Below are 12361 nucleotides of genomic sequence, written 5' to 3' on the forward strand. Positions count from 1 at the left end.
ATGGATTGGAAAAAGACACTACTAACCTGTTTGATTATCCTGCTGGGTGGAGCAGTAGTAACGGCCCTTATTTTCTCTACCGAACCTACAGCCAGCCGCAGCGGCGCAACCAAAGAAACGGCCATGCTGGTGAACGTTACCCAAGTGGAGAAAGGCACCTACCAGCCCACTATCAAAGTTATGGGTACGGTACAGCCATCGCAGGATGTTATGCTAAGTCCCAGAGTAAGTGGAGAAATTATTAACCGGGGCGACGCTTTTACCCCCGGTGGCTATGTGCAAAAGGGCGAAATGTTGCTACAAATTGATCCCACTGATTACAAAAATGCTCTCCAACAACGAAAGAGTGAGCTACAGCAGGCCATTTCTGATCTAAATATTGAAATGGGACGGCAAAATGTAGCACTACAGGATTATCAGCTGGTTGAAGATAGCCTCTCGGAAGAGAATAAGGCTCTGGTATTGCGGGAACCCCAGTTAGAGGCTGCCAAATCAAATGTACAATCGGCACGTGCTGCCGTTAAGCAGGCCGAACTGGATCTGCAACGAACCACTATCCGTGCCCCTTTTGATGCCCATATCCTAAGCCGCAACGCCAATATTGGATCCCAGGTAGCCACCGGAAGTAACCTGGGGCGCTTGGTAGGCCTTGATACGTATTGGATAGAGGCTACCGTTCCCCTCTCACAGTTGCGCTGGCTCAGCTTTCCCCAAGATGGCGAAGAAGGCTCGGAAGTATCCATACAAAACCGTACAGCCTGGGATCCGAATACTTATCGCACAGGCGAATTATATAGGTTGGTCGGTAACCTTGAAAGTGAAACACGTATGGCACGTGTACTGATATCCGTGACCGATCCCCAGGCTATGAACCCGGAAAATGAAGGAAAGCCTTCCTTAATCATTGGTGCCTTTGTGGAAGCAAGTGTTAAGGCTAAAGAGTTAACCGATGTTGTTAAGCTCAGCCGCGACTACCTGCGGCAGAATGAAACCGTATGGGTTATGGAAGAAGGAACATTACAAATTAAGGATGTTGATATCCTTTTGCGAGATGCTCAGCATGTTTACATCACCGAGGGATTAAACGATCAGGCGCAGGTAGTGACCACCAATCTTTCCACCGTAACCGATGGAGCACCCCTTCGGCTGGAAGGCGATGACAGTACAACGGCTGCTGATACCATGTCGCAAGAATAACATTATGCTCCACTTTATGTACGCGAATCAAAATACTAACGCTGTTTTTCAAACTGCATGAATAATGACAACCCAAATAACAGCTCAGGAGGATCTTTTCCAGGTCCAATAGCTTACATGGCTCGCAATTCTATTGCAGCTAATCTCCTGATGATCATCCTATTAGGCGGTGGTATATGGACGGTATTCAATATTCAGAAAGAGGTCTTTCCGCAGTACCAGTTAGACATTATTGAAGTAAGCGTGGTATATCCCGGGGCCGCCCCGGCGGAGGTTGAACAGGGCATTCTTCGTCCCGTTGAAGAAGCTATTCGGGGCGTTCAAGGCATTAAAGAAGTGACTTCTACCGCTGATGAAGGATCCGGAGAAATATCAATTGAACTGGTGGTCGGAGCAAACCGGATGCAAACCTACCAGGATATTGACCAGGCCGTCAATCGTATTCGAACCTTCCCCGATGATATTGAAGAGCCGGAAATACGCCTGCAATCTAATCAACGGGAAGTAATGGCCATCGGACTCTATGGTGATGCCGACATCTGGACACTGCGCAAACTGGCGGAAAACATGCGGGACCAACTCCTCAGCACGGAGGGTATTACCCAGGTAGAGATTGGCAATGTACCTGATTATGTGACCCATGTGGAGATCCCCCGCAACCGGCTTCGCGAGTATAACCTTACTCTTGGAGAGGTTGCCGATATCATTGCCCAATCCAGCGAAGACATTCCGGCCGGAGCCGTAGAAACCAGTTCCGGCGAAATACTCTTGCGGATGAAGGAACGCAAGCAGTGGGCCGACCAGTATGGACAAATTGAAGTCGTCTCCTCCGATGCAGGACAAAACCTGGTGCTTAGTGATATTGCCGAGATAACCGATGGCTTTGAAGAGACCGGATTCCACGGGGAATTCAACCAGCAACTGTCTGTGGATCTTGAGATTTATCGCATTGGCGACCAGTCGCCCCTCGAGATTGCAGACGCCGTACAAGAAGTTCTTGAAGCTGCTGAGCCCTCTTTCCCTCCCGGCGTAAAGTATCGTATAGACAGCAGCACTGCTGATGATTACCGGGAACGGCTGTCATTACTCACCGAAAACGGCATACTTGCGATCATCATTGTGATGGTTATCCTGGCTCTTTTCCTTGAATATCGCCTAGCTTTCTGGGTGATGATGGGCATGACCATCTCTTTTGTCGGCGGCATCCTGTTCCTTCCGCTTGTCGGCCTAAGCATCAATATGATATCCATGTTCGGCTTCCTGGTGGTGCTGGGCATTGTAGTGGATGACGCTATCGTCGTGGGGGAGAATGTCTATGAATACCGTCAGCAGGGCATGAACTTTCTTGAAGCCGCCATTGCAGGCGCCCGGGATATGAGTAAGCCTGTAACCTTTAGTATCCTCACCAACATTATTGCCTTTGTTCCCCTGCTCTTTATCCCGGGAACTACGGGCAAATACTGGTGGCCGCTGCCGGCTGTCGTCATCATTGTGCTGGCCGTCTCCCTCTTAGAGGCCCTCTTTATCTTGCCCGCTCACCTGGCTCACAGCTCCAAAAGTGAAAGCAGGTTTACCTTGGGCAAACAGATACATAAGTGGCAACAGAAGTTTGCGGATCGCTTTAATCATTTTGTAAACACCCGATACCGTCACTTTCTGGACAAATGCCTGCGGTACCGATACATCACCCTGAGCTCAGCCATTGCCCTGCTCGTTATTGTAGGCGGCTACGGCTACAGCGATCACATGGGCATGATAATGATGCCCGAAGTATCAGCCGATGAAATTGAGGCCGGAGCCTCACTACCGGTGGGTACCACACCGGCACAAGCCGCCCAGGTTGCCCGGGAGATTACCGTATCCACCAACCGGATGTTCGAGGAACACAACCTTTTTGAAGTGGCTGAAGGTATCAAGACCAATGTGCGGGGACAAAGCTTTATTGATGTGGAAATAGTGATGAAGCCCCCGGCTGAACGTGATATGTCGGCCCAGGAAGTGATGGATTTATGGCGGGATGAAATTGGGGATATCGAAGGACTCGACCAGATTACGTTCTCCGCCGAACGCGGTCCCAGTGGTTATCTGCCCGACATAAGCGTCGATTTAAGTCATTCTGATATTGAAGTCCTTGAGCAGGCAAGCCAGGCATTCTTTGAACGTGTGGAGTCTTTTGAGGCTACTCGTGATGTCAATGATAACTATAACCAGGGCAAAACCCAGTTCGATTTTCGTCTGCTACCCGAAGGACGAAAGCTGGGACTTACCCCTTCTGATGTGGGCCAACAGTTACGTAATGCCTTTTATGGAGCCCTTGCTATGCGTCAGCTCCGCGGCACAAACGAGATAGAAGTGCGGGTAAAACTTCCCTATGAACAACGCAAAGACCTCTTTAACCTCGAAGATCTTGTCATCCAAACACCCACCGGCATGGAAGTCCCCCTGATGGATGTGGTAAGCCTGGAGGAGGGCGAAGCATTTACAAATATCAATCGCAGGGATGGCCGCCGGGTGGTTACGGTCAGCATGGATGCCCAACCTTCCAATGCGGTAACAAGGGTTCTTGAGTCATTGCAGCAGGATGTACTGCCCCAACTGCGGGCTGATTTCCCGGGAATAACGTGGAGCTTTGAAGGAAGCCAGGCAGAAATGAGAGAATCAACGCAGGCCCTGTGGGGTGGATTTGCCCTGGCTATGATGATCATCTATGCCCTCTTGGCCATCGCATTCAGTAGCTATATACAACCCCTGATAGTCATGGGCGCCATTCCCTTCGGTATAGTTGGGGCCGTGATAGGACACATCATTTTAGGCTATGACTTATCGCTGGTGAGCCTGATGGGCGTTATTGCGCTATCGGGTGTGGTACTCAATGACTCACTCATCATGATTGATTATGCCAATAAAAAGCGGACGAATCACTCCGCTTTCGATGCGATCCACGAGGCCGGGCTGCGCCGTTTCAGGCCAATCATACTAACCACCCTTACCACATTCGGTGGACTTACCCCTATTATACTGGAAACCTCGCGGCAAGCTACTCACCTTATCCCCATGGCTATCTCACTGGGTTTTGGGATTGTCTTTGCCACTTCCATTATCCTTGTCATTGTGCCTTGCCTCTATATGATACTGGAAGATGCGCTCAATCAGGTTAAGAGTATTACGACATAAATGGCCAATCTTCTTATAAACTGGTGACCATTTCAAGGGCATCAGCAGGGCTGATATTCCCCATCCACTGCCCTTCTGCTCTGCTCCCTGTAAGGACCTATAAAAAATCCTTACTGTTTCTACTGTAAATCCTTACTGTTTATGCGGCACATCCTTACTGTTTCTACACCATAAACAGTAAGGATTTTAAAAACAGGCCCTACAAGCTATAATGCGGGGGTTACTTAATCTGGTGATCATGCCCAGCGTTTACCACTCTATAAAAGATGATAAACGGTAAAATACCGTGTTGATATTTATACTATATCCATGATGAACAGCATAAAAAAACACTGGCGTACGTTTGAAACCTACACCAGTGCTAATTGATCAGATAACGATATTCTTAAATACAGAGGCTGCTATTCGGGCCATTTGATAGTACAGCCGAGCGACTTTGTAGACTGGGGGTTGATCTCATTACCAGCGGCTAAGGCTTTAATGGCGTTTTTAAGATAAGGTTGTTCCACCCCTTCTGCTGATGCGGCATTATCATCAATAGCTCCGCGATATACCAGCTCCATGTCTTTATTAAACAAGTAGATATGAGGCGTCCGGGTAGCACCAAAGGCGGTAGCCAGCTTGCTCCCCTCATCCAGCGCATAGGGAAACTGGTAATTACTTTTTTCAGCACGCGCTTTCATATCCTCCAGGGACTCTCCATCGTCGCGAATAGCAGTATTCGGGTTCAGGGCAATAACGCCGATACCATGCTCTTCCGCCAGCTCGGCAATAGGATTGTAGCGATCTTCCCACCGGCTAACCCAAGGGCAAGTGTTGCAAGAGAAGTTTACTAAAAGGCCGTTCTCCTTTGCTACCTTTTGTAAGGTGAGCATCTCCCCGGAAACATCTTCGACTTCATGGTCAACCATCGGCGCCTGGGCCCCAATAGCAAGTTCATCCATAGCAGTATTTTCTGAGGGCAGAAATCCATATAAAGCGACTCCTACCATTGCAATAAAAGCAAATGCTGCATATTGTTTCTTCATGACAGTTTATTGGTTAATTGCTGTTTTAACGTGACGTTCAAACTTAGTATATGTGGCGGACTGTTCCCAACTGGCTACCACTTCTCCGTCTATTCCTATTACCTTGGAAAAGGGAAGCGCCCCGGTCCAGTTTGGAGAAACAGATTCAATGAACTCCTGATCGTCACCGGTTTTAAAGTAGGTGGTCCAGTCTACCTCCTGCTTCTTAAGGAAGGCTAACGCACGGGCCCGCGCATCCGGGAAGTCTCCTGAAATAAAGATGACCTGCAGTTTCTCTGGGTATGCCCGCTGCAACTTTACTATTTCCGGAAATTCTTCTACACAGGGTGCACACCAAGTAGCCCAAACATTGATAAGTACTGCTTTCTTGCCCTGGTAGGAATCCACTATTTCTTGCAGTTCAGATCCTGTAACATTCTTGAGCAGCGGGTCACTGGCGGGGCTCTCCTTTTGGTGAGTAAGATCTATAGGTACAAAGGCCATCAGCAGTATCATTACCGTTGCGAACAACCCGATCTCCAGTCTTTTGTTAGATATTATCATAAATAACGATCTGTCCTTATCACAATTTATTATTTGGGTCCCACTGGTGGGCTTCCAGCTTAACGCGGTATTCATCCACAAATACAACGCCTTCTTGCTGCAGACGCTCTCGCATCGTGTCGCCCGGGAAATGAGCCCGACCCGTTAATTCTCCATTTCTGTTTACAACACGATGCGCGGGGATATTCGTTTCGGCGGAATTATTTAGCGCATGCCCCACCATGCGTGCCGCCGAAGCAATACCTAAATAACGGGCAATGGCGCCATAGGTGGTCACTCTTCCCTCCGGGATCTGTGCTACTACCTCATACACCCGCTCATAATAGTTACTCATTGCACAATTAATCTTTACAGAGATTTTGCAAAGCCTCTTCCAGTATTAGCATAAATCAACATAATATTGATCAAACTTGCCGATTAAATATACATACTTAGCCATCGGATGAATAATAAAAACTAAATTTTATTAAGGGAGATCTATCATTCATCTGATGACTCAAATCACAACCCATGACATCTGATAGCTGAGTTAAAAAAGGTGGACTGCAGTATCTTTATTTGCTCAAAATTGCAGTATCCTTCTTCCCTATCGCAATACTTCTTTAAGCTCCACAGCTGTTTCTTCATCTAAATAACCTGATGACTGGGCCAGAGCCACTGTTTTTCTGCCGAGATTACAATACAGGCTCCGCAGTTCCGGCTGGTTGTTCAACAAGGTTAAATGATCCTCAATCGTCTTCACATCCCCTCGCTTTATCGGTCCGCTGAGGGCTTCCGGCAACGCCTGTCCTTTTGCATTCTTAAGCGTAGTCTGCACGAGCGGCAGCAAGGCTTCTTTGACGTTCTGTTCCGAAAGTCCGGCGGTGGATGCCGTTTCGGTAGCAGCCTGCAGCAGCGTAATCAAATAATTGGAGGCAAAGACGGCCGCGGCATGCAGATCGGCTTTCTGTTGGGAAGTGACCTCCATGGTATGAGCACCCAGCTGTTGAGCAATGCGTTGCAGCATTGGAAATACGTTACTATCGCCATGCAGGCTGAAATAAATATCCTCAAAATCAGTGGGACCAGATGCCGAGGTAAAGGTCTGCAAGGGATGCATGGAGGCAATGTGGGCGCCTCGATCGCGCAGGGGATGCAGTATATCCGCAGGCTCATTACCGGAACAGTGAATGACCGTCATACCGGATAAGTCATCATCCAGCTGTACAAGATGGCGGGTAACCTCCGGAATTGCGCTATCAGAAACCGTAATAAAAACCAGGGAAGCCAGCTCAGACCGTGCCTTCGGGCGGGCCGATGCTATGGCAATGTCATGCTCATCCGCAAGAGATTCAGCATCTTTTTCAGTACGATTAAATATACTTTTAACGAGGATATGCTGCGCAGAAAAAGCGCGTATCAAGGCCGTACCCAAGGCTCCTACTCCAATAACCGTAACCTCAGGGGTCTGCATAAGTGATTAGCTAAAGAATACGTGTTTACGATCGGCATAGGCCGTCAACAGGCTTCCGCTGTACTGGTCGTACTCCGACTCAAGGAATCGAAGGTGGAGATCCCATTTATGAGCCACGATGACTCCGGCAATAAAGGTTGTTGCCCCTTTGATATGCGACTCTCCGCTGTTCAGGTAGTGTAACAATCCGGAATGGTTGCCTTGTTCTACCATCTTTCGAACATTCTGGAACTCCTGTTTAAATTCATTATCCAGCTCGCAGCAGAACACCAGCAGAGCGCTGCGTGAGGCAAGCACTTCTTCGAGCACGTAGGCCAATTCTTTGACAATCGCGGGATTGGTATCGGCAATCTGCACGCTTACCGCCGAAAAGTCATCCGACAAGACCTGCAGAAACATCAGCTGTTGGAACAGGCTGATATCTTTATTAAAAGCTTCATCATAGATATAAAAGTCATCATCCTCATCGCAAAACTCATTCCGCATGTAATCATTGACGGGAACCTCGCCGAGCGGCGTCTCAAAAAAGGACTTGGACGCCATCGGAAGCTTCTTATCCAAGGTCTCATTGTGGGACTCTACCACAACCACCGTCTCGTAACTTGACAGGTCCACACGACTGTAGATATCGCATGCACGATTAAAATTGTTATCATTAATTACTTCCGGGGCAAAAAGGAGCCGTATATCGGATTTATCCTTACCGTGCCGCTGCTCTGCCTTTTCAATTCCCTTCTGTATCTGGTCCCGGGAATACGATGTAATATTCATATGCAAATGTGCTGATCTACTCTGAATTTATAGATAAAACGCTATCGATAACCAATTATCCTGATAGCTAAAACTACAAATTTTAGCTTTTTTATCATCATCTAATTTCACCAGAAAATGATCTTGCTGCGACTGTACATACACATCATTCATATTCAGCCGCAGCCCCTCTCCCCTAAGTTTAATGTAGGCTTCCTTAATAGTCCATAGCTGTATTGTTGATACTTCCAGCTCCTCTTCCTTCTCGGTGGGATGAAGTATCCTTGTGCGCAGCCGTCCGGATACGTCACGATTCATGGGCTCCAGGTCTACACCAATGGGCTCTGTTCGTGTAAGTCCACAAAAGACCTCCTCCTTGGTATGGGCTATACTAATTTCGTATCGATCGTCTCCTACCTCAGCAAAAGGATTGCCCAACTCGTTTTTGGCAACAACAAAATTAGCCGTATCAAGGTCCCATTCATCAGCCAGCTGCTTCAGCAAAAGTCGGGAGGTAACGAATTCACGCCTTCGCTCATCATTGGTGAAAGTAGCTAATTCTGAACTCTCTTTCTCATTTAACTCAGCCACAATCTTGGGCGAAAGTGCTAAAATTCTTTTGAGGGCAAAGTTGCCGGCAAAGGGTAATGAATCGATAACTGCTGAAAGTGCTGTATTCATTCAAATAATAAAATGACTCTTTAACATATAACCCCTAAAAATCTCCAAATTTATCCAATTAACAAACTATTTAAACGACTACAGAAAAAACTGACAATTTTGTAGCAGAATCTTTATTTTTAGCGACTTGATACTACCTGTTAACTTTAGACCAAGCTTAATCTTTTCCAATGAGCAATACTGAATCTTCAGTAAGTGAACAACACAAAATTCGCCTTGAAAAACTGCAACAACTACGCGAGATGGAGGCGAACCCTTATCCCCATTCTTTTGATGTTTCTCATAACAGCCAGTACATCCTTGATCATCCTGAACTTATCAAAGAAGATGAACAGGAGCTTGAGGAGGTAGAGCGCGTTTCGGTGGCGGGACGTATTATGACACGCCGCATCATGGGTAAATCTACCTTTTTTAACCTGCAGGACTCTAAGGGAGAAATCCAGGTGTACATCCGACGTGATGATGTTGGAAAAGAGAACTACAACAAGGTCTTTAAGAAACTGACCGATATTGGTGATATCGTAGGTATTAAGGGCTATGTTTTTAAGACCGGCACTGGTGAGACGACCGTTTATGCCGAAGAATTTAAGCTGTTAAGTAAAACGCTGCGCCCCATCCCCATTCCCAAAGAAGTGGAAACAGAAGACGGGGAAACCAAAACCTACGATGCTTTCACGGACAAAGAGCAGCGCTACCGGCAACGGTATCTGGATTTGGTAGTCAACCCGGAAGTACGGGATGTTTTTCAGCAACGTACGTCCATGGTGCAAGCCATGCGTAACTTCATGAACGATAAAGGCTATATGGAGGTTGAAACCCCCATCCTGCAGCCCATTTACGGGGGTGCTTCGGCCGAGCCTTTTGTTACACATCACAATGCACTGGATATGAAACTGTATCTGCGTATTGCCAATGAGCTTTATCTGAAGCGACTGATTGTTGGCGGATATGACGGCGTCTATGAATTTTCCAAGGACTTCCGTAACGAGGGACTTTCCCGTTTCCATAATCCAGAGTTTACCCAGGTTGAGCTTTATGTAGCCTATAAAGATTACAACTGGATGATGGACTTTGTGGAAAAGATGGTGGAGCACGTCGCCAAAGCTCTACACGGTTCTACCACGGTGCAGGTAGGCGACCAAGAGATCGACTTTAAGCGTCCCTGGCCACGCATCCCGATGTTCGAAGCTATTGAAGAAGAAACAGGTAAAGATCTGTATGGCAAAGACTTAAGCGAACTTAAAGAAGCGGCCGAAGAGTTAAATATTGAGCTGGAAGACAGCTTTGGCAAAGGCAAAATCATTGATGAAATATTCGGTGAATATGTGGAACCTAACCTCATTCAGCCGACCTTCATTACTGATTATCCTATAGAAATGAGTCCCCTTGCGAAGAAGCATCGTGAGAAGGAAGGACTCGTAGAACGTTTCGAATGCATCTGTAACGGCAAAGAAATTGCCAATGCGTTCTCCGAACTTAATGACCCGGTTGATCAGCGCGAACGTTTTGAAGAGCAGGCTCGCCTGCGTGCCGACGGTGATGAAGAGGCGATGACGCTTGATGAAGACTTCCTGCAGGCCCTGGAATACGGCATGCCTCCCACGGCCGGATTAGGGATCGGCATCGACCGGTTGGCCATGATCATGACGGACTCAGAGTCCATCCGGGATGTCTTATTCTTCCCTCAGATGAAACCTGAGAAGTAGTTATTTGCTAATTGTTATTTGTTGGCATCGAGAAATTCCAAGGCCCAGTAACAATTTACTATTAACTAATAACACGTTTACCGGTTGAGATAACGGTTGGAGAGCTATTAGGATCAGTCAATCTCCCTAATCCCTCTTCTCCAAGAGGGACTCTTTGGTTATTGGCTCTAAATATTCTGAGTTATCTCCATATTTAAAAATAAGTTCCTCCTTGGAGAAGGAGGACAGGAGGATTGAATGGCTATAACCTATAACTTAGAATTAACGTTAACCGATAAAGGAGTTAACCAATAACCAAACAAATGAACTTTGAGTGGTATCTGGCACTTAGATATTTCAAGGGCAGGCGGAAAGACTCGCGCTTTCTCAGCTTTATCAAGGCCATGGCCATTACCGGAGTGGCGGTGGGCTCAGCCGGGTTGCTGATCGCCCTTTCCATCGTTCATGGCTTTAAATCAGCTATTGATAATAAAGTGCTGGGCTTTGCTCCGCATATCACGATCAGCACCTTCAGTGACGATCCCATCATGCGTTCTGATACCCTGCTGAAGGATCTGCAAACGTATCCACAGATAGACCAGGCTCAAGCCGTTATTAACGGCCAGGCCATGCTCCAGTCTTCGGAAGAAGTAACGGGTATTCTTTTTAAAGGCGTTGATGAGCAGGGTGATGTTACGGATATCAGACAGTACATCACAAAGGGCACATATGATCTAACAACGGACAGCACGGGCTTGCCAGGCATGGTCGTAGGATCCAAGCTGGCGCAGTCGCTCAATGCGGATGTCAGCTCCGTCCTGACGGCCTATACCATCGAGGGACTCCCCTCGCCCCTGAGTTCGCCTGAAATACAGCAGTTCCGCCTGCAGGGGATCTACCAGACCGGTATTGGTCAGTTCGATAATATCTTTGCCCTTGTGGCTCGTCCCCATGCTCAAAACCTCTTCCAGGTGCCGCCCGAACAAGCCTCGATGATGGAAATCAGGCTCAATGACTATACCGCTATTTCATCCGTAAAAGAACAGCTACGCGATGATTTAAGCTTCCCTTACTTCACCGAGAGCATCTATGAAAAATACAGCAGTATCTTCGCCTGGGTAGATCTCCAGGAACAGACCATCCCATTTGTCATAGGAGTAATGATTATTGTTGCGGCCTTTAACCTGATTGGCACTATCCTGATGATGGTACTCGAACGTACACAGGATATCGGCATCCTAAAAACCATGGGGGCTAATGATAGCAGTATCCGCAAAATATTTATCCTGGAAGGTCTGTTTGTTGCAGTGGTAGGTCTGGCGATTGGTGTTGCCCTTTCGTTACTCTTTGCATGGCTGCAGTCCACTTATCATCTCATTCCCCTCTCCGAACAAAACTACTATATGGCTTATGCACCAGTAGAGCCTCACGGACTTGATTTTGTGATCGTTGCTGCCGTAACGTTAGTCCTCTGTACGCTTTCCTCTTACCTCCCTGCCCGTACAGCAGCTAATACCGATCCGCTTAAAGTTATCGCTTATGGACGGTGAGTTTTGTTATTGGTGTATTAGTTGGTTGGGTTAAGTATTCGTCTTTAAGGCTATTGGAAACAGAAAGGAGATAGTGTAGCTTTAGTGTAAAAATTAGGGTCCCCAAAATACTCATCGGATGAGTACCAAGAGATTTGAAGAAGTACTGAGCAAAACCACTCATCCGATGAGTGATACCAATTAAATAAGGTTTAACAGAACGGGCCGGATATGGGTTCATTCAGACGCTTCAAACAGTTTCAAGTTTGTAATTTGGAAAGTATTGCTAAAAACATGGTGAAATTTTAAAACCTTGCCATG

General features: G+C 47.1%; 10 protein-coding genes. 4 read left to right on the forward strand and 6 right to left on the reverse strand.

Annotated features, from left to right (window positions below):
- Together J6I44_RS06010 and J6I44_RS06015 are read left to right on the forward strand one after the other, a co-directional pair.
- A complete protein-coding gene (locus J6I44_RS06010; protein WP_265765106.1) occupies nucleotides 1–1197 on the forward strand; it encodes an efflux RND transporter periplasmic adaptor subunit in 1197 nt (398 codons plus the stop codon).
- 117 nt (nucleotides 1198–1314) lie between these two features.
- The gene (locus J6I44_RS06015) at nucleotides 1315–4371 is read left to right on the forward strand and encodes an efflux RND transporter permease subunit (RefSeq protein ID WP_265765107.1); all 3057 of its coding nucleotides are present in this window, start codon (nucleotides 1315–1317) and stop codon (nucleotides 4369–4371) included.
- A gap of 401 nt (nucleotides 4372–4772) precedes the next feature.
- Here J6I44_RS06015 and J6I44_RS06020 read toward each other — a convergent pair whose 3' ends face one another.
- The 6 genes from J6I44_RS06020 to J6I44_RS06045 form a co-directional block, all read right to left on the reverse strand.
- Nucleotides 4773–5399, reverse strand: coding sequence for a thioredoxin family protein (locus J6I44_RS06020; RefSeq protein ID WP_265765108.1), 627 nt, complete (start codon nucleotides 5397–5399; stop codon nucleotides 4773–4775).
- Between the two features lie 6 nt (nucleotides 5400–5405).
- Nucleotides 5406–5942: a TlpA family protein disulfide reductase gene (locus tag J6I44_RS06025; protein ID WP_265765109.1), complete on the reverse strand. Its 537-nt coding sequence runs from the start codon at nucleotides 5940–5942 to the stop codon at nucleotides 5406–5408.
- A 19-nt stretch (nucleotides 5943–5961) separates the two neighbouring features.
- A complete protein-coding gene (locus tag J6I44_RS06030; protein ID WP_265765110.1) occupies nucleotides 5962–6276 on the reverse strand; it encodes an MGMT family protein in 315 nt (104 codons plus the stop codon).
- A gap of 252 nt (nucleotides 6277–6528) precedes the next feature.
- Nucleotides 6529–7395: a Rossmann-like and DUF2520 domain-containing protein gene (locus J6I44_RS06035; RefSeq protein WP_265765111.1), complete on the reverse strand. Its 867-nt coding sequence runs from the start codon at nucleotides 7393–7395 to the stop codon at nucleotides 6529–6531.
- 6 nt (nucleotides 7396–7401) lie between these two features.
- The gene (gene amrB / locus J6I44_RS06040; RefSeq protein WP_265765112.1) at nucleotides 7402–8166 is read right to left on the reverse strand and encodes an AmmeMemoRadiSam system protein B; all 765 of its coding nucleotides are present in this window, start codon (nucleotides 8164–8166) and stop codon (nucleotides 7402–7404) included.
- Between the two features lie 27 nt (nucleotides 8167–8193).
- On the reverse strand, nucleotides 8194–8826 hold the full coding sequence (locus J6I44_RS06045) for a 4'-phosphopantetheinyl transferase family protein (RefSeq protein WP_265765113.1): 633 nt from the start codon (nucleotides 8824–8826) through the stop codon (nucleotides 8194–8196).
- 170 nt (nucleotides 8827–8996) lie between these two features.
- Between J6I44_RS06045 and lysS the strand changes: the two genes are divergently transcribed.
- Both lysS and J6I44_RS06055 read left to right on the forward strand, forming a co-directional pair.
- The gene (lysS, locus tag J6I44_RS06050) at nucleotides 8997–10532 is read left to right on the forward strand and encodes a lysine--tRNA ligase (protein ID WP_265765114.1); all 1536 of its coding nucleotides are present in this window, start codon (nucleotides 8997–8999) and stop codon (nucleotides 10530–10532) included.
- Nucleotides 10533–10834: 302 nt separating this feature from the next.
- Nucleotides 10835–12061, forward strand: a complete 1227-nt coding sequence (locus J6I44_RS06055; RefSeq protein ID WP_265765115.1) for an ABC transporter permease — start codon at nucleotides 10835–10837, stop codon at nucleotides 12059–12061.
- Nucleotides 12062–12361 lie beyond the last annotated feature (300 nt).

Origin of the sequence: Fodinibius salsisoli (assembly GCF_026229185.1) — a bacterium.
Classification (GTDB): domain Bacteria; phylum Bacteroidota; class Rhodothermia; order Balneolales; family Balneolaceae; genus Fodinibius; species Fodinibius salsisoli.

Excerpts from the sequence above, each read along its gene's own strand:
- lysS (WP_265765114.1), top strand. The coding sequence starts at position 8,997 with ATGAGCAATACTGAATCTTCAGTAAGTGAACAACACAAAATTCGCCTT.
- J6I44_RS06030 (WP_265765110.1), bottom strand. The coding sequence starts at position 6,276 with ATGAGTAACTATTATGAGCGGGTGTATGAGGTAGTAGCACAGATCCCG.
- amrB (WP_265765112.1), bottom strand. The coding sequence starts at position 8,166 with ATGAATATTACATCGTATTCCCGGGACCAGATACAGAAGGGAATTGAA.
- J6I44_RS06015 (WP_265765107.1), top strand. The coding sequence starts at position 1,315 with ATGGCTCGCAATTCTATTGCAGCTAATCTCCTGATGATCATCCTATTA.
- J6I44_RS06025 (WP_265765109.1), bottom strand. The coding sequence starts at position 5,942 with ATGATAATATCTAACAAAAGACTGGAGATCGGGTTGTTCGCAACGGTA.
- J6I44_RS06045 (WP_265765113.1), bottom strand. The coding sequence starts at position 8,826 with ATGAATACAGCACTTTCAGCAGTTATCGATTCATTACCCTTTGCCGGC.
- J6I44_RS06020 (WP_265765108.1), bottom strand. The coding sequence starts at position 5,399 with ATGAAGAAACAATATGCAGCATTTGCTTTTATTGCAATGGTAGGAGTC.
- J6I44_RS06055 (WP_265765115.1), top strand. The coding sequence starts at position 10,835 with ATGAACTTTGAGTGGTATCTGGCACTTAGATATTTCAAGGGCAGGCGG.
- J6I44_RS06035 (WP_265765111.1), bottom strand. The coding sequence starts at position 7,395 with ATGCAGACCCCTGAGGTTACGGTTATTGGAGTAGGAGCCTTGGGTACG.
- J6I44_RS06010 (WP_265765106.1), top strand. The coding sequence starts at position 1 with ATGGATTGGAAAAAGACACTACTAACCTGTTTGATTATCCTGCTGGGT.